Genomic DNA, 26,893 nt, shown 5'->3' with positions numbered 1-26,893 from the left:
ATCTCTATTCGGCTGTCCTTTTTGAAATCAACTGAAATGTCGAAAACCTTTTTCCTTCGGATGAACTACGTTTCCATTGTACAAAAATTCCACGCGAGGCGATTCGCCATCTTTTGTAGAGCGCACGGAACCTATGGGAGTGACGGGAACCGACTGCCATTCAGATGGAATTAATTCCGGGGAAAGAAATATCAGTTCCAGTTCTTCTCCCGAGGAGACGACTCCATCCAATCCGATCGTGTCTTCGATCCCGGGAAGGATCGGAATTCGATTCAATTCCACTTCCATTATCAAATCCGAAGCGTGTGCAAGTTTTTTTAAATCTTGGGCTAATCCGTCGGTAAGATCCATACATGCGTGAATTTTAAAATTAGAATGTAGAGATCTACTAATGGATAGATTCGAAACCGGTCTTAAATGGCGATCTAATGCCGCTTTTCGGAGTTCCGCCGATGCGGAACCCGAGGTTCCCTCCAATATCCGGTATCCCAATAACGAACAACCGATATTTCCGGTAAGATAGATCCGATCACCGGCCCTACCTCCTTTTCTTGTTGAAGGCGCTTTGGAACTTCCGATTAATGTCAACGTAAGGTTTAACTCTCCGGATCGGTAAGTGTCTCCTCCGCAGAGTTCTATTCCGTAAGAATATAATGTTTCTCTAAATTTATTTACGAACGGAAGCAGGAATTCCTTTCGGTTTGAGGTTTCCGGAAGGCCGAAATTAAAAAAGGCCTTTTCCGGAATTCCGTTCGCGGCGGCTATATCGGAAACGTTCACTTCCACCAATTTGGCGGCAATGTCGGCTGGGCTACTCCAATCCAATCGGAAATGAGTCCCTTCTACGATCGTATCCGTTGTGACCAGGAAACCGTTCCGGCCCACATAACAGTCACTATTCTGTTCTTGTCCGGCCGGATAAAGGGAGGAGATGAGTTCTTCTTCGTTCAAATCGTTTTCCTGGAATCCTTTCGAAAAACCTTGACTTCGTTTTTGTTCGGTCTCAGTTTAAACACATGAAACTAAGAACTGCAAAATCCAATCTGTCTGCCGGAATACGTTTTGTTTTCTTCGGACTCATCTTATCCTCTATCGTGCTGCTCGATTGGCAATCCAAAACGGAAGCCGCACCTCAGGCGGGAATCTGTAAATTTACGCTCGATCCTGAAAAAACGAGCGTGGAGTGGAAGGCCTTTAAGTTCACCGAAAAAACAGGCGTAGGCGGAAAATTTACGAAAATCCGGATCACGGGATTTAAAACCGGAAAATCGCCTGAGGAGGCTTTGAGAGGGTTCAAATTCTCCTTGGAGCCGATCGACTTAGACAGCGCAAATCCGGAACGCGACGCCAAGATCAAAGGGGCTTTTTTCGGAGCTCTCAAGGATGACGGCAAGATCTCCGGGCATTTTGTTTCGGTAAAGTTTGACGCAAGCGGAAATGCCGGCACTGGAGTAGTCAAATTGACGATGAACGGGATCAGTCGGGACGTGCATCTGAATTTTACATTAGAAAATGGCGATTTACTGAAGGCGAAGGGCACGATTCTTTTGAAGGAATGGAAAGCCGAACACGCCGTATCCGCTTTGAATCAAGTCTGCAAAGATTTGCATACCGGAAAGGATGGAAAGTCCGTCCTTTGGCCGGAAGTGGACGTGTCGATTACTAGCGTCTATCTGACCAAATGCGATTAGAAAACGTGTTGGTTCGGACTATAAGTTACTAGCAGGGAGTTTTTCATGGGATCCCCCTGGTTCGGGCAGAGGCGTGGGTTCACGGGAGTGCCGTTCGCCTCCAGATCATAAAAACGCCCTTTCTACAACTTCTTTTTTCCCAATTTTTCTTGTAGGACCTCCTACAAGAATTCGCTAAAAAACGTTCTTGCCGAAATGAGAAAATTCTGATAAGCGATCGAAGGTCGCGCGAGACCGCAGGGGTACCACCGCACCGGCCCCCACCCAGAGCAGGGTGGGGACCCGAAACCCAACCCCTAAAAATCCTTGACCCCAATAGTCGGTACGCGAAATTGGCCAATACAGGACGTTTTTTCCCCATGCCAATCATATCTAAACAGCATAGAACTCCTTCCTTGAAAAAGGAACAAGCCCAGAAGGCTTGGTACGTCGTGGATGCCGAAGGAAAAACCCTTGGCCGCCTGGCTTCGGAAATCGCCCATAGACTCAGGGGGAAGCACAAACCTACGTTTACCCCCAACGTAGACTGCGGTGACAATATCATTGTGGTCAATGCGGCCAAAATTGCCGTTACCGGAAGCAAAGAGAGCCAAAAGGAATATTTTCACCATTCACGTTATCCGGGCGGGATGACCGTTACTCCTTTACAGGAAATGAGAAAAAAACATCCCGAGAGAATTTTGTACGAAGCGGTAAAAGGCATGCTTCCCAAAAGCAAGCTCGGCGCGGAAATGCTGACCCACTTCCGGATTTTTCCGGGAGCCGAACACAACCTCGGTGCCCAAAAGCCCGTGAAACTGGAACTTTAGGAGAATCGATTAAATGGCAACTGCCAAGGAAATTTGGGCCGTAGGTCGTAGAAAGAACGCGATCGCTCGTGTGAAGTTAAAAGAAGGCTCCGGAAAAATCCTCGTAAACGACAAGGATATCAAGGATTATCTCCACAATAGTCGTTCCAATTTGAAAGAGGCTCTGAGTCCTCTCGCTTTATTGAATTTGAACGACAAATTCGACCTGAAATTGAACGTTTCCGGCGGAGGAATCATTGGTCAAGTAGGAGCGATTCGCCATGCGCTTGCACGGGTGATCTGTCGTTATAATCCTGAATTCAGACCGACCGTCAAGAAAGAGGGTTTACTGACTCGTGACCCGAGAATGGTAGAGCGTAAAAAATACGGTCTACATAAAGCTCGTAGAGGAACCCAGTTCTCTAAACGTTAATCTTTCGTTTTTCGAACCGTTTCTCGAAATGCCTGAAGTTCTTGAATGCAAGACCTCGGGCATTTTTTGTTTTTAGAGGACACAATGAAGTACAAGAAAGTCGCCGAGATTCGAAATATCTTCCTGAACTACTTTAAGGAAAAGGGACACACCGTGGTTCCTTCCTCTTCCCTTTTACCTGCGGGGGACCCAACATTACTATTCACCACCGCAGGAATGGTTCAGTTCAAACCGTATTTTACGGGAGCGGTCGAACTGCCTTATACGAAAGCGACTTCCGCTCAAAAGTGCCTCCGCACCACCGATTTGGAAAACGTAGGTAAAACGGAAAGACATTGTACGTTTTTCGAAATGCTCGGTAACTTCAGCTTCGGGGATTATTTCAAAGAGGAAGCGATCGAGTTCTCTCTGGATTGCTCCGTAAACTACCTGGGTTTCTCTAAGGAAAAAATCTGGATTACCGTCTTCGAGAACGATGATGAGGCGGAAAGAATCTGGATTTCCAAAGGAATTCCTCCGGAAAGGATCACCCGTCTCGGCAAAAAGGACAACTTTTGGGGACCGGCGGGAGATAGCGGGGCCTGCGGTCCTTGTTCGGAATTGTATTTGGATCGTGGACCGGAGAGGGGTTTTCCGGAATGCGGTACTAAAAAGGAATGCAAACCGGGCTGCGACTGCGATCGTTTTTTAGAATTTTGGAATATAGTATTCAATCAGTTCAATCAGGATACGGAGGGAAACCTTCATCCCCTGAAACAGACCGGCATAGACACCGGATCAGGATTGGAACGGGTAGCGCTTCTCCTTCAGGAAGTGGATTCCGTTTACGATACGGACGAACTCCGGGGAATCATCTCCGAAGTGGAGAAAGTTTCCGGAAAGAAGTATGTAGAAGAGACGAAGGTGCCCTTCCGCGTGATCACGGATCACATTCGATCCGTTTTATTTTCCGTCGGGGACGGAATTTTTCCCGATCGTACGGGAAGGGGTTACGTGATCCGTCGCTTGATCCGCAGAGCCGTACTCTTTGCGCGGAAACTGGAATTGAGGGAGCCTTTTCTCTATAAATTGGTAGCTCCCGTCGTTTCGATTTACAAGGAGCGTTATCCGGAATTAGAAAACCATGCGGCTAGCGTAGAAAGGACCCTTCTTGCGGAAGAGGAACTATTCTTGAAAACGCTGGAGATCGGTCTGGAGAAAATCGAAGCTTTGGTAGCCAAAACCGTCGCCTCCGGCTCGAAAATATTTTCCGGTAAGGACAGTTTCCTTCTCTACGGGACGTACGGTTTTCCCGCTGAAATGACGGAAGAAATCGTCGCCGAACACGGACTGTCCTTCGACAAGGAAGGCTTTTCCGAGGAGCTGGAAAAAGACCGGCAGACTTCCCGAGAGACCTGGAAGGCGAACCGCTCGAGTCTCTTTACCGGAACGAAGACGGATAAAACCGAGTTTTTAGGGTATTCCCGCTTGGAAGCGGAAGCGCCGATCACTTTCGCATTTTTCGAAAATAAATCCGTGGATTCCTTGCGTGAAGGTCAATCCGGAGTTCTGACGTTCCGAGCCACTCCTTTTTATCCCGAAGGAGGAGGACAGTTAGGCGATACCGGTTTCGTCAAAAAGGGTTCCTCCCTGTTCAAAGTCCTGGATACTCAAAAAGAGAATGATATCATTTTACATTACGGAATCGTGTTGAATGGAAGTTTTGCGGTCGGAGAGTCGGCGGTTTTAGAGGTGGAAAAGGAACGACGTGAGAAGTTGAAATCCCACCATTCCGGCACCCACCTTTTGAACGGAGCCTTGAGAAAGATCCTCGGTACGCACGTGATGCAAAAAGGATCCGTCGTTTCTCCCGATTATCTTAGATTCGATTTTTCCCATCCGTCCCCTATGACTGGAGAGGAAATCAGAAGGATAGAGTCCTGGGTGAACGAAAGCATTGCTCTTTCGATTCCGGTCGAAACGAAGGTTCTAGCGATAGAAGAGGCGAAAAAGACGGGAGCAGTGGCCGCCTTCGACGAAAAATACGGCGATTCTGTCCGCGTTTTGCAAATGGGGGATAGGTCTCTGGAATTTTGCGGCGGGACCCACGTAGAGAATACCCGAGACATCGGCTATTTTTATATCAAAAAAGAATCCAGCCCCGGGGCGGGAAATCGCCGTATAGAGGCGGTGGCCGGGCCGGCAGTGATCGAGACTTTTCAGAATCGATTTGCGGAGCTTACGGAATCCGTCCAAAATCTCAATCTGAAGATCAAAGAGGATTTAGGATCGGAATCCGCTTCTCTTACGATTCAGACCCATGTTCCCGGGCCGGAAGAAATCCGTTCTCTCTTTGTTGCGAAGGGATCCGATGCGGTGCGGGAACTCAGGGAGCTTTCCGAGAAACTTTCCTTTGAAATCGAGGAAACACAGTCCAAATTCCTGAAGGAAAAGAAAAACCGGGAATCCAAGGATTTCGAAAACAATCCTACTGTGATCCAATCCGTTCTCGAAAGCGCCGAATCCGCAGGGACGACCAAAGTTCTAAAAGCGATTTTCGATTTCAAAGACGCGAAAGCCCTGAAGGGACTTTCGGACAGTTTGAAGGTAAGGGAAAAGGATATGATCGCGGTGCTCGCAAGCAGAAACGGAGAAGACGCGAGTATCATCGTCACTTGTTCTCAAAACTTGGCAGGCAAGGTCGTTCATTGCGGTGATCTGGTTAAGTCCGCTTGCGAGTTTTTGGAAGGCAAAGGCGGAGGAAAGCCGGATATGGCGCAGGGAGGCGGCAAAAACGTCTCTAGGCTGGAAGAGGCAGTGCAAGTCGCGGTCGATCGCGCAAAGGCTGCATTAAACGGGAGTAAAGTATGAGCGATCCATCCTTCGACGTAGTGTCCGAAATCGATAGACCCGAATTAGTAAACGCGATAAACCAGGCGATCGGCGAAATTAAGACAAGATTCGATTTCAAGGGATCCAAGTCGGAAATCAAGTTAGAAGAGGAAAATCTGACCCTCACTTCCGATAACGAAGCAAAGCTGGAAAGTGTCATCGACGTATTGATCAATAAGATGGCCAAGAGAGGATTGGGATTGAAATCCTTCGATTTCAAATCCAAGGTCGAGCCTGCCACGGGAAATACCGTTCGGATGAAGGTAAAGATTAAGAACGGATTGGAAAAAGAGCAGACCAAGGAAATCACGAAGGTCGTTAAAGATTCTAAGCTAAAAGTGACTGCGACCATTATGGGTACCAGCGTCCGAATTCAGGGAAAGAAAAAGGACGATCTCCAAGAAATCATGCGAATGTTAAAAAATGCGGATCTACCTTTCGATCTTCAATTCCAGAATTTCAAAGGATAATTCGGACTTGGGAAAAGTTCGGATTTATGTTCCGGTCAAAAACATCCTCGAAAAAATCAGGTCTAAAGTAGCATGACAAAGAAATTATTCGTTATCATATGGACTCTCGTTCTGAGCGTCGGACTATCCGCTGAGGAGGAAAGTCCGGTCAAATTCAAATTGGAAAAGGGCATCGGTGAGGTTTACTTTTTGAAGGTGGTCCATCCTTCTCATTTCGGAATCCAAAAGGACGCGCCTCATCGAATCCAAATCGTCTCCGGCCCCGGATTGAAAGTGGAATCCTCAGACCTGAAGCTGAAAGGAAAGACCTCCCCTAAGAAAAAGGAATATTTTGAATCGGTCGAACCCATACCGATCACGGTAAAAGGGAAGGGCGAACTGGAGATACAGGCAAAGATTTTTTACTGCGACTACAATCGGAACATCTGTATCCCGGGCAAGATCGTTCAAAAGGAAATCATTAAATAGATTTTCCGAATTTACCGGCTTTCGCGGGAATGCGAAGCCGGACCTTCCTTCGTTTTATTTTTTTAATTCTATCTTTAGATCCGGTTGGGTGACCTGAAATAGATAATACGTCTTGCCGTTGATCGGCCGGGAAGTCTTGGCGATTTTCCCTTTCGAATCCACCAATTCCTTCAATATTTTCCGGTCCGTAGGTCGAAAGAACTCGCCTTTTTCCGCGATGAAAAGATTCAAAGCCCGTTTTCTTGCCAGTTCCAACGCTTCGTGTTCGTTCCCTTCCAGAGAAGAGACTACTACTTGGTAGGTCGAGGAATTGAGGAATCCCTCCGTAGCTTTTACGAATTGGTCCTCTTCGGCAGGTGCGGATTCCTGCACGACGGATTTGGGCGGTTCCGTTTGTCCACTTTCCTTTGTGGTCGGTGTTTTACAAACCGAGAAGAAGGAAAAAATCAAAATCAGAGAGACGGCGATTTTAGGTTGCATAAGCGCTCCGGCGTTACCTTACGGGAAGGTCATAGATTGGGGATTCTAAAATTCGCTTCAACAAATTCGCTTGTACGATCCTATAAACGAAAGTACAGTTTTTAGGATCGCTATAATCTTCTCGATATAAAAAAAAGCCTTCAAAAAACCAGGAGAAGGCTGCTCGGTAAGCCAAAAAATCCGCGTTCACGGCCTCTTTCTTACGGGAAGCATTTTCCTTAGTTGTTGTGTCGGAAGGATTCGAAGTGGGTTGTTGTTGGCTTTGGGGGGAAGTCGCCGTCGACTGGGCAGGTTGGTTTGGAGTCAGCGATGCAGTAGCTGCACCGGGAGATACTGCGACTCCCGTAACTCCCACTTGGGGGTGTTGGGCCGGAGGAATATAGGAGGGAACGGGAGTCCGTCCTGCGGTTCCCTGTAGGTATCTTTTTTCTTCCCTAAGTTGGGTCGCCAAAATCGGCACGGAGATTTCGTCCCTTTTTCGCAAAGCTCTCGCCTTGCATTCTTCTCTCAACTCCAGGAGGGGCTTCTCCTGATTCGGCATCGGAACGGTTACGACCGCTTGGAAATATTCCCTGGATATGAAACCGGTATCCGTGACGTTATCCCAGGCTTTTCTTCTAAACTCGGGGTCGGCCGGCTCGCAAAAGAGGAGGCAAAGAGGGATTAAGACCGTCAGCCAACGGAACATGGTTCCCATTTTTGCAAATCCCTCGGGAAAAACCAGCGGGATTTTTTCGGGGAACTTGTGGACATCGCGCCTTTACGAGGAAAAGCTGTTGGTATGTGGAAGTCCTTTCCAAAAACGATCTCTCCGATTCTAGGCATTCTCCTGTTCTCTTTCGTCGGTTCGAATTTGTCGGCCGAGGAGGACTTGTTTGCGAACGTCCGATCTTCCCTCGAATCTAGGGTTAAGAAAGTCGTTCTGAAAAACGGCATTCGATTGCTTATGATGAAAAGGGGGGAATCCCCTACGATAGCGGTTTATACGAAGTTCCTTGTCGGGTCCGTCGACGAAAAACCCGAGATCGCGGGGACCGCTCATTTATTGGAGCATATGCTTTTCAAAGGCACGAAGCATATAGGAACGAACGATTACGCAAAAGAGAAAGTTTATCTGGACCAAATTCGAGTCTGGGGAAAACGTCTGGACGAATATAATATTCGAGAAAGGGAATATGCCAATCGAAAAGAATCCGTTCCGCAAAATTTCCTAAAGGAAAAAAAGATCCTGGAAAATCGCTTCAAGGGTCTCTTGGAAACGCACCGTAAATTCGTGGTATCCAACGAGGATTCGTATATCTACGATAAAAACGGTGGTGTGGGCTTTAACGCTTACACGACGAACGACGTTACGAATTACCAGATCTTATTGCCCTCCAACCGCCTGGAAATATGGGCAAAGCTCGAGTCCGATCGTTTGAAGGATCCTATATTACGGGAATATTATACGGAACGGGACGTGGTCCTGGAAGAAAGGCGGATGCGCGTCGATAACCAAGGTCTGGGCACCCTCCGTGAGAAATTCCTGGGAACCGCATTCGAAAAACATCCCTACGGAATGCCGGTGATCGGCTATGAATCCAATCTTCCCTTTCTGGACATCGACAAGACCGAGGATTTTTTTCGTAAGCATTATCGCCCGGGAAATATGGCCATAGCGGTGGTAGGGGATCTGGATTTCTCCGCCGTCGAAACGATCGTTCGAAATTATTTCGAGGACATTCCCGAAGGAAGTCTGACCCAACCCGTTTCGGTCAAGGAAAGTTACGATCACGATCCTAGACGGATAAGCGTAAGACATCCCTCCGGTCCCATGAAGGTAATGGGATGGTTGGTCCCGGCTCCTCCTCATCACGATCGACCGGTACTGGACGTAATCGATGCGATCCTGACCCAGGGAGAAACCGGAAGGTTGTACAAGAGATTGGTCCTTCGGGAAAAATTAGCGCAGAAAGTGTCGTGTTGGACGGGAGATCCCGGAGAAAGGTACGACAGTCTCTTCGCGATTTATATCACGAACGTTCGAGGAGTGGATCCCGATGGGATCGAAAAATCCGTCTTGGAAGAACTGGAGACTTTGAAGAACGTAGCGGTCGGGGAGGAAGAGTTGGCTAAAGTAAAAAATCAGATCATCGCGGACTACATCCGCGGACTGAACAATAACGGAAAGCTTGCGGACGTTCTTACCTACTACGAACTCATTGCAGGGAATTGGGCGGCTATCTTCGAGGACTACTCCCAATTGGATAAGGTAACTCCCGAGGATATCAAACGGGCGGCCAAGAAATATTTTGTTCCGAGAAATCTCACGGTCGGAGACCTGATCAGTTCCGAAGGAGACAAAAAGTGAAATCCTCCAAATTCTACCTTTTCTTTTTCATGATCTCCTTCCTGTTTCCTTTCCGTACGGAGACCGCTCCCGGGGATTTCGTTAAGGACGTCAAGATTCCTGCCCTAGAATTCCATTTCCCGAAAATTCAGGAATTAGGCGCCGATCCGAATACTCGAATCCTATTTCTTCCGAATTCGGAATTTCCCCTAAAGACTCTCGAAATTTCCTTTTATGCAGGGCCTTCCTACTTTCCGGAAATCGAATGCGAACTTTCCGATATCCTGCCGGAAGCCTGGAAAAAGGGAGGATCAAAGGCACATCCGGGACAGACCTTCGCGGAGGTTTGGGAGTCTTACGGCTCCAAAATGAGGGTCCATGCGGACCTCGAAGCGATTACGGTCACGTTTTCCTGGCTCTCGAGGTACGATAAGGAGTCCAAGACTTTGATCGCGGAATTCCTGAACCAACCGTATTTCGGTCAGGAAGCCTTCGAGATAAGCAGACTTCAATTAAGCGAACAGATTAAGAGAAGAAATGACAATATAGCTTCTTTGGCCGGCCGTAAGGCGATGGAATTGGCCTACAAAGGAAAAATCCGCGGAAAGTTCTCTTCGGCCGCCGGCTTGGATAAACTGACTTCGGATGCCGTATTCGGATACTATTCGAACTACGTTTCCAAGGCGCGTAAATCCGTGTTGGTGACCGGGGATTGGAAAGAGGATACCGTATCCTCGTTTTTAAACGAAGTGTTGCCGGCTCCCGGTGGCGGAGGAAAAAAAGAATCGGAATTCCTGCCGCAGTCGGAACTGGAAAAGAATCTTAAATCCCTAGGGTATAAGAATCTAGTGGTGGACAAAGGAAATACCCAAAACGTAGTTCTTTTCCTCGGGATCGGACCTGCGCATAACGATCCGGATTTTTACGCCATCCAAATCCTGAATTATATCGTCGGAGGAGGGGGATTCAATTCCTACTTCATGAGCAAAATCCGGTCCGATAAGGGTTTGGCCTATTCCTCCTCCAGTCATCCCATCTTTGAAAAAGATCATTCTCTTTTGTTTTTTATGACTCAGACGAAGTCGCAGACCGCGTTAGAGGTATACGATCTGATGGGGGAAATTCTGAGCGAAAAGACGTTTCATCGAATCACCGAAGAGGAGTTGAAGAACGCGAAGGAAGCGATTCAGAATAAATTCATTTTTCTGTTCACGGACTCGTTGGAGATCCTGAGGAACGAGGCTCGTTTCCGGGAACACCGCATGCCCAAGGATTATCTCAGAATTTACAGGGATAAGATCCAAGCTGTGACTTTAGAAGATCTTAAGAGAGCGGGAAAAACCTATTTTAAACGGGACAAATTGACGGCCGTCATTTCGGGACCCAAGGCCGTAGTTTTGCAGACGCTTCCTTCCTCGAAAGCGATCGGACCCGAGGATCCGATCCCTTAGAATGCAAAGTCGGTTCGAACATAAGCGTTATACTTTCGAAGGTATTTCCGAAGGCGGGATCAGGACTTCCGTCGTCGTTCCCAATCTGAATCTGATGTTCGATATCGGCCATCAGAATCCGAATAAGATTCACGTAGGCACCCTACTGTTGACTCATGCCCATCTGGATCATTCCGCCGGCGTTCCGTATTACGTTTCACAGAGATCGTTAAGGAAACTTTCTCCCCCGAAAATATACGTTCCGAAGGAGTTGGAATCCCCTTTGCGGGAGATCCTAACCCTCTATTCCAAGATTGAGGACTTTCCTTACCAATACGAGCTGTTCGGAGTCGGAGAAGGCGAGGAAGTCGAGCTGGATTCCTTCCACAGCTTTAAACCTTGGAAGACGTTTCATCGAGTCGTATCCCAAGGTTATACGATATACGAAAAACGGAAAAAATTGCGGAAAGAATTCCAAGGACTGAGTTCCTTGGAATTGGCGGAGAAGAAAAAATCCTCGGAAGGAATCGAGGAAGTGATCTCAAAACCCGTAGTGAGCTTTTCCGGAGATACGAAAATAGAATACGTGCTGACCCACAAGGACGTAGCCGAGTCGGAAGTGATCTTTTTGGAATGTACTTATATAGACGAGGAAAGGGACATCGCAAAGGCGAGAGAATGGGGACATATCCATCTGGACGAGATTCTCCACAATCTTTCCGCGTTTAAAAACGAAAAGATCGTCCTCATTCATTTTTCCAAACGTTATCCTATTCCTTATATTAGAAAACTTTTGGCAAAGAAGATTCCTTCCTCGGAAAAGGACAGATTTCATCTGTTTTTGCCGGAATAAAAAAGCCGTTCCGAAATATGGCGGATTCTAAAAAACAGGCGGATAAGAAAGGACTCTCTCTGTATAAAAACGGACTGGAGGAATGGATCGATCGCGATCTGGTTCGCCGACCTTATCCTTGGCTCCGCACTTTGGAAGAGAACGCCTCTAAGGACGAGATTCCGGTACTTTCGCCCGCCTCCGGAGCAGTACTCGCTTTTTTGGTGTCCTCTTGGAAACCCACAGAAGTTCTCGAACTAGGGACAGGTTACGGAGTATCTTTGATCTGGATTTATTCGGCGCTGCAAGGGTCCGCTAAAATCAGAAGCGTAGATAGAGAAATACAGTTTATGCAGACGACGCAATCGTATCTAGACAGGCTGGAAGCGGATTCGCGTCGGATCGAACTTCTGAAGGGGGAATGTGTGGAAGTCCTACGAAGGTTCTTTTCCTCCTCCGTCAAAGGGGAGAAGGAATTTCTGTTCGTGGATTGCGACAAAATCCGTTATCCGGAGATCCTGAAATTGGTTCGGGACGGAGGCAGGGGAAGAGATTTACGGGTAGTCTTTGACAATGTTCTTTGGCACGGACGTCCTGCCGACCCGGAACGCCAGGCTCCTTCCGATCTGGCGATCCGGTCCTTCTGGGAAATTCTCCAGGAATCCGGCTTGCCTTATACGCTCTTTCCTGTAGGGGACGGCCTAATCTGCATCGATTTTTCCGGATAAAAAGCTTGTTACTCGCTAATGGAATGTGCTATATTGCCGCGAAGGGGCAATATAATGATAAAAAGTTTTTTCCCTAAGGGAATTGCGGTATTAGGATTACTGGTTGCCGCTTCGTACGGCGCGATCGCACAAAACAAACAACCGAACACGGATTCCAAATCGGCGGAACTGGCTAGCGTGGCCAACGATCCGAAATACCAGGGCGATTACTTGGAGGAATTTTATTTTGCAAGGACCTTGAATTCTTCCCAGTCCAAGCTCAGGCACGACCTGTCGGCTTTGGAGATCGTGATCAAGAATTTCGGTTCTCAGGTCCAGGGTTCTCCTGAGGAATTCGACGGGATTTGGAAAAAATACAACGAGGCGTACAAATTCTACTTAATGCGTAAATATGTCGTTTCAGGCAGGAAGACCAGGGAAACGGAGGAAGCCACAAACAAGTTGTACTCCAAATTTTCCGATCTTTATAGCCAAAAAGTGGACCAGCTTTTGGGTGAATGCGCAGACACCATCGTAGGTGCCGAGCAGAAAAGCGGGCCGGCGGGTGCGACTAAAGGAAACTCCGGAAGAGATATTTCGGAAAATCACCATAAATTACAGATCGCATATTACGAATACATTCAGGCGGAACGTATGCGTAAGGATTCCCGTTTTAAGGACAGTCTCATTCACCTTCGGTTGGCAAAGGAATACGGAATTTCCATCCTGAGTCATCTCAAGTCCGAAGAAGAAAGCAAGGGAGTCAGAGAGAAATACAAGGTCGATCTCAGCGATAACCGAAATCTCGTATTCTCGGAATCCAAGCAGCAGTAAAAGAACCGACAAAACCCGGGAAGTCCCGGGTTTCACTTTAGATCGACTTCCCCCGAATCCTTCAGGAACAGACTTTACACGGATCCTTCGTGGAAAAATCTTTCCAATACGTGAACGATAAATTTCGAATCTTCTTTCTCGCTTTTTTATTTTCTTCCTCCGTATTTTCGCAAGAGGTTCCTAAAAGCACGTTTAACATATTGATCGATCCCGGCCACGGAGGTTTGGATCTGAAGCCCAAGGAGGAGCACGGAGACAAGTATGATCCGATTACTCGGAAATACCTGGAACCGTACAAGGCCGGCGCAAAGACGAAGAGCAGACGTGAAAGCGAGGTCGTACTTTCTTTAGCCAAAGAAGTGAAGGAAATTCTGGATTTGACTCGAAGCCCCGAGGGTTTCGAGACCTTTCGGACTTACGCCAAACGATTCACCGAAGATACCTTGGTTTGGGTGCGCATCGATTCCGATTTAACTCGCGAAGAAACTGCGAAGGAAGAAGGGCCCGACCTTTCCGCAGATCCGAACGCACCCTATCGACTCTACGATTACCCCGACAAAAAGAGCGGTCAAATCAAGCCGGGGAGAATTTCCAAAATCAACGCGGCAAGACCTTATCTGGTTCTCTCCCTACACTTGAATCCCAGTTGGAAGGGACATCCCGGAGGAATGGCTGCGGTATTGACTCCTTCCTATCGAACCTTTTACTCCTTGCGGAAAATATCCGAAGGCGCCTCCGCGAAAAATTTCGAAAACGGACCTTGGGGGGAGTGGATGCGCTTCAAGATGGAATGGTCCAGATTGCAAAACGCGGTCGCGGATTCTTGGATTTATTTCAACGGCTATTGGCCTGACAAATCGGGGAGAAAGACGGATACTTCCAATTTCGAAGGATACCGTCAGAATATGGTGACATGGAAGTACGCGGATTCCCAGGGTTGGGTGGAGAAGGCGAAAGCGAACGGACCGGGACAATATGCCAAGAAGCATTCTGAATATTCCGCAAAAGGGCCATTCTGGAATCGGGAAAGGGGGCAACCCGAGCTATGGAGAAGGGAGGACGGAGCGGAAGGATTCGGCGGAGACAATCATTATGCATCGGCGGAGTTGATGCGTTTCGTTCAGTTCGGATTGAGAACGATGCCTACGGACGAGGAGGAGCTGTCACGTCCGGGACCGATCAACGATCCTTATATCTCGACATACAGTCTTCCTACGTTTATCAATGCGATTTCCGCGTATCTCGAAATCGGATATATAGATAAAGAAAAAGATATGCAAATTCTGACAAAGCGCAGAAAGGACGTTGCAATTTCCTTAGCCGTAGGAATTTACTCCCTCTTTCATGGAATTCATCCAAAGCAACTCGATTTACCTTATGTTCCGAAAGGAAAAAAGATTTCTTGGAAAAGATATGAGAATTGGGAGGAAGGAAATTATTTTCGGATCGTTCGTGAAGACTAATTCCGAGTCTTCTTTCCACAACGGGCAAAACGAATCCTCGACTTTCCTACGAAAAGTTCTCGGCTCCGAAGTTTTGCCCATAGTTCCAAGAAACATTCCTTAACAACTCGCAAATCCGCTAAACTAAAACCTCTCACAGCAAAAGATCGATTCAACAATCGCTTTCCGAACCTAAGCCAACCCTACTATACAGACCTAACTAGAAACATTCTGGCTAGATGTTATCCTAAACAATGTACTATGTAGATTCAGAAAAAAGAACAGAAGTAATCTTGACAAGAATTTCATAATATGACATAAATAATATTATGTCTCATAAGAAAGCTGTGGCTTACATTTCGAAAGAACTTTCTCAATTCAAACTTCGATATATCGATTCTAAGGGCCCGGAAATAGAGTTGCGCAGGGTCCAGGATTTTATAAGAAACATCTTTCAAAATGGAGGATACGAAAAGAGCGGATCCGGACAGGATTTGACTCCTTGGTCAAAATGGATCTACGTGGAGGACGAAGGTGAAATCATTTCGGCTCAAAGAATCGTTAAAAAGACTAAGGAGAATCGAATCACGATCGAACAGGCCAGTGTCCGAGGAGAAGACCCTGATTTTCGATATTCAGTGGAGGGGGAGGGGATTGCCGACTGGAATTCGGTAGCATTTGAAAATTCAAAGCGGGGGATAAAGGCAGCTTTTTTGAACGGGGGAGAAATCATTCGACATTGTTTAGAAGAAAATTATAAACTTGTACTAGGGTTCTCAAATCCACAAAAAAGAGGAATCGAAAGACATTACTTGGCAAATGGAGCAATCTTCTCATCACAATATTCTAAACCGGTATTTTTTCCTTCGGATAGCCTGAACGGTAAATCCTTTGACTTAAATATTATCGAAATAGGAAAAACTACTTTGCAAAGGATCGCCGAAAAAATATAAAATCATTTCGTCGGTTATTTTATGCAGTGGGTCAGTTTATTTTCTGCGATATTCGTTCTATATTTGGGAATTCATGTTTTTAGAATGGTTCCTAAGAAACCGGTCCAAAAGTATTTCTTGCTACTTTGTATCTGTTTTTCTCTCTGGGGATTCTTATTTTCGTTTCGGGGACTTTTGCCGTTAGAATTAAAAAATTTAGCCCTGAACATTACGGTTATTCCCGTCCTATTCGCCCCGTATCTATTTTATAGAATTGTTTGGTTCATTACCGAGAAGGAAGGGGAGCCGAAAACTTCCTTATACGTAAGTTCTGCGATCGTTCTATACTTAGTCGGTGCAGCTCTCTCATCTAAGATGGGTGTGTTGACAAATCCCGAAACCTTCGAAGCCAAGGGATTCTTAAATTACCACTTGGCAAACGCCTATTGTGTTTTGTTTTCCCTTCGGTCTATGATCTTACTTTCTAAGAGTAGCTATGAAGGAAGCGGTATGGTAAAAGTTAGATCGGCACTTCTCCTTGCCGGTTGCTTACTAGGAATTTGGATCTCCATCGGATTCGTTTACATTCTTCCTTTTTTTGGGTTAAACAAATCCTACTTAGCTAGTACTGGATCGGTTATCTTCGCTTTGTCTTGGTCAGTGGCGATCATCCATTTTGATGCATTTCAGGTCCGAGAAAGGGTGTTGGAAGGATCCGGTATTCCAATTCTAAAAAGGATCACTTTGGGCCTAGTAATGCAAGTGTATAGAATTTTGGATCCAATCGGCTACAATTTAAACCTACAAATGTCGCATGAAAAGTTTATTTCCGATCTACTGGATCATAGTAATTATCTACTTTCCATTCCGGGTTCAAGAAAATCGGAACGCACGAAAATCCTCAGATCCAGATTCAAAAGATACATTCGCTAATTTCATCAGGGTTTCCTGAGAAATTCCTTCATAACCAAGTGAATAGATTCTCTCTGAGCGGGAGTGAGCTTTAATAAATCCTGAACGATCCGTTCTGAATGAGTATTGACGATCGTTTCCCAAATCTCATCGTGCTTACGGGATTCAATTTTGATTTTCTTGGACGAAGGAAGGCGTAGTGGTCCAATCTCGTCCTTTATGTAAGCGGCTGAATAGCCTAATTTTAGTTCCATGACATGCAAAACTAGGTCCGGCGGTTCCCTCTCTCCGCTGCAATATAGGCTTATGCTTTGCTTCGTCCTGTTGATTTCTTTCCCAAAGCCTTCTTGTCCTTTTCCGAAATCCTCCACCGCTTCAGAAAAGCGTTTTGCTATATTTTGGCGTTTATAATCTACTTTTTTCAAAATAAATGTCAATACTGTGGATTAATCTGGTTGACAGTAGTCAACGCTGTTGACTAAACCATCAGTAATGGGTTGCCTTAAATATAAGGTTTATTCTAGGGAAGTTAAATATCAACATTAAAACTGCCGGCAGGTTTTGGAAGAGTAATAGCGGCAAAAATTTGATATTCAAAGGAATAAAGGGTCAAGAATCGTTGGCATTCCGGCAAAAGGTTTCCGTTAAGAATTCGAAATTGAGGAAACTTTCATAGAGGGTAATATGGAAATAGGAATGGGGATCGTAGTATTTTTAACGGCAATTGGTTCTAGCTGGTTTTTTTATAAAAGATCGGATCGAAGTAAGTTATCAATTTCCTTTGTCCTTATGGCGATCTCACTAGCAGGGTGGGGGATGTCAGTAGAACTCTGCGAATGGACGCTACTTTCGGATTCGGCTCGATTTATTTCTCTTCAATTGATTACATTCTTTCCGCTTTTCATTCCGGTTTTATTAACCTATGTTATTACAAACTACGCTAATCCGAACGAACTGAAAAGCCCTCCAGCATGGACGAGTCTTATTCACCTAATATCGATAACTTACTTCTTAATTTATACATTGAAGGAGCAGCTAACTCCTTTTGTAATTACAGACGGAATCGCGGTATATGTCTCGAATTACAGATACAATTTATTCCAAATTTATTTGATTGGGTCTATAGCACTTTCTCTAATTGCGATAGGAAGAAATTTTGTGAAAGGGGACTATGTAGTAAAGCTGCATTCCCTCTATATGTTTGCAGGGATCCTTGTAGGATTTATCACTGCGAACATATACTCTTGGATCCTTCCGATTTTGGCAATCCATGTGAATTCAATTTCCGTTTTAATAATGGTGGCCTTCCTGTGGCTCACTTATATTCCGGTCTCCTACCATAAACTATTCGATGCGAATTTATTCGGAGGGACCTCGGATATCCGAAACCCGAGGCTTGGGGCTCTTATTATAGAATTGAATAAGTGGCTTCTTCATAAACTCTATCCGGCCGAGTATGTAGACATTTGCAACAAGTTCGAGAAAAAAAGAGAGGAACTTCTGATAGAAGCCGCCCAAAAATTCGAACTTGAGAAATTCAGAGAAGTTCTTCATTCTAAAAAAATGGAACCAAGTAAGGTAACGACCAATTTCATTCGGAGGGTGCAGTTAATATTTTCAAAGCCGAATGAATTGGCTCGGAAGGGGGATAAAGAAGACTAGGAAGGAAAATTCATGATAAACGGTTGTGAGTAGAGTTTAATAGGAGAAGAATATTTGCATCTATCTTAATTCTGTCTGCATTTTGTATATCGGATAGTATTCTATTCGGGATCGTATATGTAATCCTAATCTCCCCATAGTCTTTTATATTTTTGGTCTGTGGGCAGGCCTTTTATATAACTTTTTTTATAAAATTTTTCGTGAAATTTGTATGTCAGCAATGTTTTTCTATTGCCTGATTGTTAAGTAATTTAATATTTTATCCAAACCGTCTATTTTTGGTTTTTGGAAAATCTCTTTTTTCGCTTAGGGTGCTTTCCTTTTTCGAAAGTAGCAGTTTTCTTTTTTGGTTCTATATTCCAATATAGGATATTTTGGCGGAGGATTTTCTGCATGTTTCATTCTTCTTTTTGTGTCCGTGTTTGCTTGTTTTTGTTCTGTGTTTTTTCTCCTTTGTACGGCCAACCTGCGAATGTTCCCTCTTTGAATCCTCAATCGTATGATTGGTCCCAATGGCAGAAGAACTTGCAGGGTTCGTATTCGGTGGCGAACAACCAACATTCCGTTGCGGGTTGGGACGGGTTGGTTCTGCAAGGGTTCGGGGTTTTGCAAGCAGAATGGGAAGCTCAGGTGCAGGCGGAGATCAACGCGAAGGTTTCGAGCATTCACACCCAAGACAGTTTTCAGAGCGTCCAGGATTATCAGAATTATGTGTATAACTTTTTGGAGGGCCAGGCTTCGAGTCTTTTGACTCAATGGCAAGCGGACGCAGAAGTGTCCATCCAACTGAATCGGGAACATTTTCTTTCGAGTAACTTCGGTGCGGGAGAAGCTCAGTTGGCCTCTATGGATCGTTCTTTTTCGCAGGAATTCCAGGACTTTCTTTCCGGGAAATCCTTGAGCATAGGCTCCGATCCTTTGTCGAATCCGTTTTTGTCTTCTTCCCAGAATTCCTTGCAACAGTTGGAACAGAACTGGTTTTCTCAATTTCAGGCGAATGTGCAGAACGGTTTGTTGAATTACCAGCAAGCTCTCCAGTCGTTGAACCAGAATTATGCGAACCTTTTGAACCAGGTGAACGCCACGGAAGCGAAGTACCAGGCATACATGCAGCAGATCCTTTCCTACGAATCTAGCGTTAAGGATCAGGTGAAGCAAACCATGGACGGGTACCAGCAATTCCTGAACGGCACGGATCTTTTTTGGAATACCGCGAATGTTCTTTTTGATTCCAAGGCGGGGTCTTATGTTTCTTCTCCGGCCTGTCCTTCCGGAGACATCTGTGCGGATTATCTGTACGACGTGACCTCTAGGCAATTTTCCTCCTCGTGCGCGAGCGGGGATGTTTGCATTTCTCTTCGCTATGACACTTCCACTCAGCAGTATCTCTCTGCGGTTTGTCCGAGCGGAGGGGATTGTTCCTCGAATCCGAGTCAGAATTTTTCCGTTCGGACGTCCTTGAACGCGGACGGCAAGGCTTTCCAAAATGTGATCAACAATATCGAAACAGCGATCACGCAAGGGTTGACTTCCTACGGGATTTTTGACGCCACTTCGGGGCAGTTGTTGAGCTACCCTCAGTCCTGCGTAAATGTCGGTAGTGTTTGTTCTTCAGGCCAGTTTGATTTTACCTCCTCTAAGTTTCTGTCGGGTTCCTCTTGCCCTGCGGGCCATTCCTGCGCTTCCGCAGTGGTGGATTTGTCGGATCCTTCCGCGCCTACGGGGTTGTATGTGGCTTCTTCCTGTGCGAGCGGGGATCCGAATTGCGTGGTCTGTCCTTCCACAAACGGGGTTGCGGATTCTTGTCAGGTGCAGTCCTTCGAGGCTTCTTTGGTATATGCTTCGAATGCGATGTCCTCTTTTTTTGCGAGGGAGCAAGGGATCTTTAACACCCAGTTGAACTCCGTTTTGTACGGTGGGAACGGGATCGGGGGAAGCCAGTCTTTGGGTTTGGGCTTCGATCCTTTCAACCATTCCATCAAGCCTTCTCACAGCAGTTCGAGCTTGTACATCACGACCTGGGATTTTTTGAGCGCCCAAGGCCGTCCAGACAGAAGGACGGGTCTTGTGGGTCTGGCTTGGGAGATCGTGGATTTTCTTTCCGGGAAGATCAGCGGTACGGATTTTCAGAATTGGCTCATGAACGAGTATTCTGCGGGCTCGAGCGGAGTCTGTCCGAGTAACCCTACGATCACAGACAATACCTACAATTCGAACGACTTCAATGATGCTTGTGTGGCACAGGCAATTTCAGGGATCGCACCCGGCGTGATCGTAGATGCGGTGAGTAGTCAAGGTACGGACCTCGTTGCGTTTAACGATCGTAGTTATGTGGGGAATAGCTACATGATCACGGAGGGCGGTCCGAACAACTGGAACATGGACCCCGCATACTGCCACGACTGGTTGGGCTGTTTTTTTGATCCTGCAGGTAAAGTCCCTGCGATCGGTGGTGCGAACCAATTCTTCCAAAACAATCCCACGATCGGGAGTCCCTACGGGAATAACTTTTACAATTATACGGAAGACCAAGCTGGGGTGACCGACTGGGGGCCGGTGTTGTCCAACACTACGATGCAAGAGGATTCCATCGGGATCTTTTTGAACTATCATACTTCCGATCTGAACGGTCGTGGGAACGCGGTGACTTGGCAGGCTGCCTTGAACCAACTGAACCAGTTTGCGACCAACTGGCAGAACAATGTGGCGCCTGCGATCCTGAATTGGTCGGCTCAGGTGAGCAATTTCCAATTCCAGTATTCCACTTGGCAACAGTCGGAGGCGAGGTTGTTGTCCCAGGCTCAGTCTCAATATTCTTCTTCTCTTATCAACCTTCAGAAAAGCGAGATGTCTTGGCTCTCCCAGATGAACGATCTGCAAACGAAGGTGAACGGTGAGTTTGCGGCTGCGAATTCCAAACTTCAGAATTCTCAAGGGCAGGCGGATGCGAACCTGGTCGCGAGGGAATTGTTTGCCCGTTTCAATCCCGGGTCCTCCGGCGCGGAACTTTCCTCGATCCCAAAAGGTTCTGGTTCCTCCGATCCGTTTGCAAGCATGGGTTCGGCTTTGGATGGGATCGATCCGAGTAAGGGTCTTCCGAATTTCGACCTTCTTTCCAAGTTTTCCGGGGCTTTCGGGAGCGCTGCGACAGGGATGGGGAATCTGTCCCTTCTTTCCTCCACGAACAACGCGATCGTGAACGCGAGGGCGAGCTATATGCAGGATCTTGCAAGTTCCTTGCGTTCGGAACGGACGTTTACCCAGAACGGAGAGGCGGATCTTTTGAAGGATCACGGAAAGTTGTCCACGAAGGAAGTGGACGGTCACACGTATCTTACGGACGAGCGGGGGTATTTCGTTTCTTGCAGCGGAGGTTCCTGCTCTTCCTGCGGTGTGGATCCTACGAAGTGCAACGGGGGGTCCGCTACGGAACTGGGGGCTTTTATCCAGAGCGTTTGCGGGGAGAAGATGGATTCCTGCAACCAGTATACTAGATTCAAATATTCGAATGTTTCCTACGACAAGAGCACGGATTCCATCTCTATGGACGAGTCTGTGTATACTGGTTCCGCTTCCGCTTCGAGTCCGGGTTGTAACGGGAACGCGACGGACGCGGGGTCGTACTGTTTCGGGACGGCTTCGAGGCATGTCACGATCAACGCTCCGGTTTTTGCTCTCGGCGGTGGGGCCAACAGTTTCGGGAGTCTTTTCGATGCAAATCCGGATCATCACGAAGGGGACATTCTCTCTTCGTTTATCAGCCGTAGTTTTGCGAGCATGAACAATTTCTTTGTGAATAGTTCGTATTCGGGCGCGATTTTATCCAAGTTGAACGCTCTTGAAACCGCGAACAACTACAACCTCCAAGCGGCCGGGAATAGCGCGAGCGCTCAGGCGCAGAATGCAAACCTCATCGCGGATGTGATCGACATCATGGTTTTGCACAAGGGTTCAGTTCAGGATTTTATCAAGAAGGAAACCCAGAATCTGGTGAACGGGATGGTGGCCACCGCTCTCGCGAATGCCTTCCATCTCACTCCGGACGAGGCGGCTTTTGCGGCCGGGGTGTATATGGACCAACAAGCTTACAAGAACGCAGAGCATCATTTGGGTTTTTTGAACAAGGTGGATTCGTTTTTAAAAGCAATTCCCATTTTAGGGAACGCCATCCTGGATCCTGCCTATCGGCAGGTGCTAGATTTGACTCATGCGGACGACCTTCGCGCCATCCAACAATGGAAGGAAGACAAGTACGCTACGTACGGTTTTATCGCGACGGAGATCCTGAAATCCCAGAATGCGACTCCGGAACAGATTGCGTATGTGAGTCGGGCGGTGGCTTCTTTTTTCCGGATGAAGGACGCGAAGGAGGAATTGGGGATGAGGGGAAATCTCTTGTCGATGTCCCGGCTCGATGGAATGTACCGGGCCCTCACGGCTTCGGTCGGAGGTCTCGGGGCGGAAGGTTTGGGAGCCTTTCTCAAATTTAGCGGCCACGCATTGCGGTCGGAGGGTTTGATTTCCGCAAGAGAAGAACGGAAATTCGACCAAGACCTGCGGTATGCGATCGACGATATGAAGATGGTATATGATAAAAACGCGATCAAGCAATGGCAGGGAGCTCAGGTCCAGCTCATCCGTGAGGCGACCGTCGCCTACGGTATGAACCAAGGGATGGATCCCCAAGCCGTGCAAACGATCGCGAACGCTGTCGCGGAAATGGTGGGACGGCAGCAAGCTCAGGCGGATTTGAACAAATTGCACGCGAACGAAGATTTGTTCACCTTAGGCGGAACCTATTTGGACAGACAGGCTTTTAAAGGAGGCCTTTCGATCATGATGACGAAGATCTTCCGCGGGGCTCTCTTAAGCATGGTGGACACAGGAAGATTGACGGGGCTTTTTACGAAGTCCCAGACCAAGGAATTTTACCAACAGACTCTTGCGTTGTCGAATTCTTTTACCGGAGCCACCCTCGAAGCTCAGGCCCACCAAGGTTCTTTGGACAAGTATTGGTGGAAGCAACAAGAACGAAATGCAGTCTTCGATTTTTTGAGTAAGGTCCTGGATCCGAACGGAAATCCGGCAGAACAACAAGGAGTTGCCGCAGCTCTCAAATACTACTTTGACCAGAAAGAATCCAAGAAACAGGCAAGAAAGCAAAAGCTTTTGGACATAGAGCAAGGGATCGAATTGGCGGCAGCGATTGCATTTACGGTTCTTACGGAAGGAGCTGGAAGCGAGACAGTTGCGGGGACGACTACAGAAATCGCAAACGAAGCGAGGATGGTGGAAGCAGGAGAAGATTTGGCGACTGTAGCGAAAGGAGCGGAGACTGTGGGCCAGACAGCGAAGGATGTGTCTTGGCTCCGAACCGTGGCCTTTTCGAAAGATCTGTTCGAAGTGGGCGGGAACATGCTGAAACTTCAATTAACAAACGGCCAACTGATCGCAGGACTCGTGAGTACCGTCGGACAGACATGGATCGGGGATGAGTTAGGAGGAACGAACGGAGCGGTCGCAGGACTGGTCAATGGAATCATCAGCACAGTGACAATGGGCTCGAACCTTCCGATGACAGGGTTCGTGAGTTGGACACCTCACCAAAACAAAGACATTCTCCTCGGAGAAGACGGACAAGCAGGAGGTTGGGGAGGAGGATTCGCATTCGCAGACGAAGGAGCGAACGTAGGACTGAGCTTTACTCCCGGAAGTGGAATCGACTTGAACGTAAACTACAACTTCAAGGGAGCGAATGGAGAAGGCTTAGGATTCTTGGGAGGTAGCTATAACGCAAGTAGCGGGAATACGAGCGTAAGCGGAGGAGTGGATCTGTTCGGGAAAGAAAAAGGAGACCTACACCACGGAGGATTGGTTGCAAGCGTGAGTAAGGACGGAACCTCAAGCATAGGAGGATACTACAACTACGGGGACGGAAGACTTCCTCCGAACCTCAGAGGCCACGGAGCTACTCTCAACTACTCGAACGACGGAAGACTGAACTTGAGCGGTCAGTTCAAGGGATCTACAGTAGCATCGGTAAATTATAATACTGCAACAGGAAAATTCGAGAAATTGGAAGGGAACATCAACTTCCAAAACGACCTGAACTTGGCATTTATCCAAGAACATGCGATCGAGAATTTTCAGAAAGGAAGTAAGACAGTTGCGACGACAACAGGAAAACTTCTCGCAGAGATGGGACTCTTGTCCAAATCGGACTTGAGTGTACTCCTGAGTAGCCCTGAAGGAGTGAACAAAATCAACGACCTCTTCGAAGAGATGAAATCCAAACTGGATACGGAAGAGAAGAAGAAGCTCTTCAAACAACAACTGAAACTTGCGGGGAAAAGAATCGGGATCCGAATCGAATTCGAACCTTCTGTGACAGAGACATGGCAGAAACTAACGAACAGAGTGTTGGGAGACGTGTTACTTGCTTTTGGTGGTGCGAATACGGGACTGAGCGCAGTGGACACTGCGGAGAACCTCTTCCGGACAAAAACCTGTTTTGTAGCGGAAACAGGAGTTTGGACTCCTAAAGGCAGAAGGTCAATCCAATCCTTGAAAGTAGGGGAAGAGGTCTATTCTCTTAACGAAGAGACGGGTGAGATAGAAATCCAAAAGATCACGGAGACATTCATCCACGACGTAATGAGTATCCACAAGTTAAAGTATGAAAACGAAGGGAACTTGGGAGCTACATGGAACCACCCATTTGGAGTGTTAAATGCAGGACAAAGGAGTAAAGATTCCGGAGTTTCAGGGGATCTGTGGGTGAAGGTGGAAGACCTGCGAGCAGGTGATAGAAGCATTACGAGAAGAAGCCTACAGAATGCGAAGTTGAAGAGAAGACTCGCAAATATCCCGGTCATTGCTGCATCCATCGGAGACAGGTCTTGGGTAAACGAGGACCTCCGTTCCAACTGGAAAGAGGAAGTAGAAGGGACACTGGAAATCAGAGAGATCCAGGAGATTCGTAGACCTGAGAAAGTGTATAACTTAGAAGTAGAGAAGAACCACAGCTATTTTGTATTCGTAGGAGATGAGCCGGTGGTGGTGCATAACTACATAGTAGATGAGAAGGAGCCTATCCTTTCCAGAAGTGAAGTTGAGAAGGCGTATAGCCCTAAAGAGACAGAATTGAAGTGGAAAGAGAAAGTTTATAAAAAGACAACTCTCAATGGAGAAACAGTTTTTGTTCGGGATTATGAAAAACCGAATGTAAAAGAATATGTTCGGATTACTAAGGACGGTTTGATTGAACAAAGACTAGTTTGGAAAGGAGATACACTGCTTGGGGATTTCGTAAATTCGATGACAAGCGGAGAGAAGGTAAAATATTTCAATACGAAAGGCCAAGAAGTCTTCCTCCAACCTGAAAAGATCGTAAGAGATCAAGGAAGCCAAAAACTCCCGTTCGATCCGGTTGACCCTAAACTTGCGAATGAGACAATTAATAAAGTCAAAGAAGATTATCGTAAGACTTTAGAAGCCGAGTTTGCAAATAACAAGAAGTTAAAACCGGAGCAGATTCAAGACGAGATTAATAAGAAAATGGAAGTAATTAATCGGATCGCAGATCGAACCTTTAAAAATAGTTTTGTTGATGAAAACGGAAATTCGATTCGATTCGGAAGTGATGAGTATCTAAAGACTCTTGCAGAACCTGAATTTAACGGGCAAGATGGCGGTGCAAAACATACGGGGATGGAAATCCCTGTTAAAGTGATTATCGACTATCTGCGAGCAAAGTATCCAGATGGAAAAGGATTCACCCCAAATTTAGCTCCTTGGAATGAAAGGATTACATCTGCAAAAGAAAGTCTAAGCATGATGTCCAAAACTTTGGAGGTGCTAAAATCTAATCCAGATATTCCAAAGGATGCGAAGGTCGCGATTGAAAAAGATATGACAAAAAGGATGAAGAGCAAGCGTTCTGAGATTTCAACCTTAGAAACTATTCGGAGGTCGAGAATGGAGAATTTCCAAGCAGAGAAGAATTTGATTTTTGGGAAAAATGAAAAAGGAGAATACAAAGTAACTTCCGAAAGAATCGGAGAACAAACTAAGGCTGCAATTTGTCGTGTCGATACGAATTATATGGAAGGCCGCGTTAATGGTAGATTTGAAGCTAGTTTCGGAGACTATTTCTTAAACAAAATCGAAATGGGCGATATTCTTCCAGGAAAGCAGCAGACTCAAGGACTTGTCTTGGACCAAGCCTTCTTGACTGGTTTTGAAAAAACCTACCCTCTAAACAATCGAGATAAATTGGATGGAGTTGGTTTTGAAGAAGCGAATCGGTATACGGGGGATCCAATGCCTATGTATGAGATCAAGAATTTGGTGCTTTCATTGAAACCCGGCGAGGCAATGCAGGTTTGGGCGGATACGGACTTTAATAAAGGGATGTATTCTACGCCTGGGCCAAATCATTATTATGAGATTGGTAAGAATTCTAAGGGAGAATTGCTTTACTTGAATCATACGGGAGAACAGATGAAGTATATTGATTCAAAGGGGAAGCAGAAGGTTTTGGTATTCGGGCAACCTATACCTCCCGAGGCTTGGCCTTACTTGCGAATTTTCCGGATCTATAAATAATGAGG

At 46.6% G+C, this 26,893-nt stretch carries 20 protein-coding genes; 16 read left to right on the top strand and 4 right to left on the bottom strand.

Annotated features, from left to right (window positions below; genetic code table 11):
* Positions 1-27: 27 nt before the first annotated feature.
* Positions 28-951 carry a thiamine-phosphate kinase gene (locus tag EHO60_RS14955; protein ID WP_135769020.1) on the bottom strand — a complete coding sequence of 308 codons (924 nt, stop codon included), beginning with the start codon at positions 949-951 and terminating at the stop codon, positions 28-30.
* A gap of 65 nt (positions 952-1,016) precedes the next feature.
* Here EHO60_RS14955 and EHO60_RS14950 point away from each other — a divergent pair, with 65 nt between their 5' ends.
* The 6 genes from EHO60_RS14950 to mpl17 all read left to right on the top strand — a co-directional run bounded on the left by EHO60_RS14950 (position 1,017) and on the right by mpl17 (position 6,721).
* Positions 1,017-1,691 carry a YceI family protein gene (locus EHO60_RS14950; RefSeq protein WP_135769019.1) on the top strand — a complete coding sequence of 225 codons (675 nt, stop codon included), beginning with the start codon at positions 1,017-1,019 and terminating at the stop codon, positions 1,689-1,691.
* A gap of 359 nt (positions 1,692-2,050) precedes the next feature.
* The gene (gene rplM, locus EHO60_RS14945) at positions 2,051-2,500 is read left to right on the top strand and encodes a 50S ribosomal protein L13 (protein WP_135769018.1); all 450 of its coding nucleotides are present in this window, start codon (positions 2,051-2,053) and stop codon (positions 2,498-2,500) included.
* 13 nt (positions 2,501-2,513) lie between these two features.
* The gene (rpsI, locus tag EHO60_RS14940) at positions 2,514-2,912 is read left to right on the top strand and encodes a 30S ribosomal protein S9 (RefSeq protein ID WP_135769017.1); all 399 of its coding nucleotides are present in this window, start codon (positions 2,514-2,516) and stop codon (positions 2,910-2,912) included.
* 84 nt (positions 2,913-2,996) lie between these two features.
* The gene (gene alaS / locus EHO60_RS14935; RefSeq protein WP_135769016.1) at positions 2,997-5,762 is read left to right on the top strand and encodes an alanine--tRNA ligase; all 2,766 of its coding nucleotides are present in this window, start codon (positions 2,997-2,999) and stop codon (positions 5,760-5,762) included.
* Positions 5,759-6,253, top strand: coding sequence for a YajQ family cyclic di-GMP-binding protein (locus EHO60_RS14930; protein ID WP_135769015.1), 495 nt, complete (start codon positions 5,759-5,761; stop codon positions 6,251-6,253). The genes alaS and EHO60_RS14930 overlap by 4 nt, the downstream gene beginning before the upstream one ends.
* 72 nt (positions 6,254-6,325) lie before the next feature.
* Positions 6,326-6,721 (top strand): cell surface protein MPL17, encoded by a 396-nt coding sequence (gene mpl17, locus EHO60_RS14925; protein ID WP_135769014.1) that lies wholly within the window; start codon positions 6,326-6,328, stop codon positions 6,719-6,721.
* A gap of 54 nt (positions 6,722-6,775) precedes the next feature.
* On the opposite strand, the gene EHO60_RS14920 is transcribed toward mpl17, so the two are convergent.
* On the bottom strand, positions 6,776-7,201 hold the full coding sequence (locus tag EHO60_RS14920; RefSeq protein WP_135769013.1) for a lipoprotein: 426 nt from the start codon (positions 7,199-7,201) through the stop codon (positions 6,776-6,778).
* 13 nt (positions 7,202-7,214) lie between these two features.
* On the bottom strand, positions 7,215-7,898 hold the full coding sequence (locus tag EHO60_RS14915) for a hypothetical protein (RefSeq protein WP_210409380.1): 684 nt from the start codon (positions 7,896-7,898) through the stop codon (positions 7,215-7,217).
* 84 nt (positions 7,899-7,982) lie between these two features.
* Between EHO60_RS14915 and EHO60_RS14910 the strand changes: the two genes are divergently transcribed.
* From EHO60_RS14910 to EHO60_RS14875, 8 genes are all read left to right on the top strand, one after another.
* On the top strand, positions 7,983-9,551 hold the full coding sequence (locus EHO60_RS14910; RefSeq protein ID WP_135769012.1) for a M16 family metallopeptidase: 1,569 nt from the start codon (positions 7,983-7,985) through the stop codon (positions 9,549-9,551).
* Positions 9,548-10,981: a M16 family metallopeptidase gene (locus EHO60_RS14905; protein WP_246028339.1), complete on the top strand. Its 1,434-nt coding sequence runs from the start codon at positions 9,548-9,550 to the stop codon at positions 10,979-10,981. The genes EHO60_RS14910 and EHO60_RS14905 overlap by 4 nt, the downstream gene beginning before the upstream one ends.
* A gap of 1 nt (position 10,982) precedes the next feature.
* Complete coding sequence (locus EHO60_RS14900) at positions 10,983-11,813, top strand: MBL fold metallo-hydrolase (RefSeq protein ID WP_135769011.1); 831 nt, start codon at positions 10,983-10,985, stop codon at positions 11,811-11,813.
* 17 nt (positions 11,814-11,830) lie between these two features.
* Positions 11,831-12,520 (top strand): O-methyltransferase, encoded by a 690-nt coding sequence (locus EHO60_RS14895; protein WP_135769010.1) that lies wholly within the window; start codon positions 11,831-11,833, stop codon positions 12,518-12,520.
* Between the two features lie 54 nt (positions 12,521-12,574).
* A complete protein-coding gene (locus tag EHO60_RS14890; RefSeq protein WP_135769009.1) occupies positions 12,575-13,333 on the top strand; it encodes a hypothetical protein in 759 nt (252 codons plus the stop codon).
* Between the two features lie 89 nt (positions 13,334-13,422).
* A complete protein-coding gene (locus EHO60_RS14885) occupies positions 13,423-14,796 on the top strand; it encodes an N-acetylmuramoyl-L-alanine amidase (RefSeq protein WP_425460307.1) in 1,374 nt (457 codons plus the stop codon).
* 308 nt (positions 14,797-15,104) lie between these two features.
* Complete coding sequence (locus EHO60_RS14880) at positions 15,105-15,728, top strand: LBL_2463 family protein (protein WP_135769008.1); 624 nt, start codon at positions 15,105-15,107, stop codon at positions 15,726-15,728.
* 21 nt (positions 15,729-15,749) lie between these two features.
* Positions 15,750-16,640, top strand: a complete 891-nt coding sequence (locus EHO60_RS14875) for an LIC10906 family membrane protein (protein ID WP_135769007.1) — start codon at positions 15,750-15,752, stop codon at positions 16,638-16,640.
* A 5-nt stretch (positions 16,641-16,645) separates the two neighbouring features.
* Here EHO60_RS14875 and EHO60_RS14870 read toward each other — a convergent pair whose 3' ends face one another.
* Complete coding sequence (locus tag EHO60_RS14870) at positions 16,646-17,044, bottom strand: hypothetical protein (RefSeq protein ID WP_135769006.1); 399 nt, start codon at positions 17,042-17,044, stop codon at positions 16,646-16,648.
* A 271-nt stretch (positions 17,045-17,315) separates the two neighbouring features.
* On the opposite strand from EHO60_RS14870, the gene EHO60_RS14865 reads away from it, so the two are divergent.
* A complete protein-coding gene (locus EHO60_RS14865) occupies positions 17,316-18,281 on the top strand; it encodes a hypothetical protein (RefSeq protein WP_167880240.1) in 966 nt (321 codons plus the stop codon).
* Between the two features lie 393 nt (positions 18,282-18,674).
* Positions 18,675-26,888 carry a TIGR04388 family protein gene (locus tag EHO60_RS14860; protein WP_135769004.1) on the top strand — a complete coding sequence of 2,738 codons (8,214 nt, stop codon included), beginning with the start codon at positions 18,675-18,677 and terminating at the stop codon, positions 26,886-26,888.
* The last annotated feature ends 5 nt before the right edge of the window (positions 26,889-26,893 follow it).

This window comes from Leptospira fletcheri (genome assembly GCF_004769195.1).
GTDB lineage: Bacteria > Spirochaetota > Leptospiria > Leptospirales > Leptospiraceae > Leptospira_B > Leptospira_B fletcheri.
This window is presented reverse-complemented; position numbering and strand designations above follow the sequence as displayed.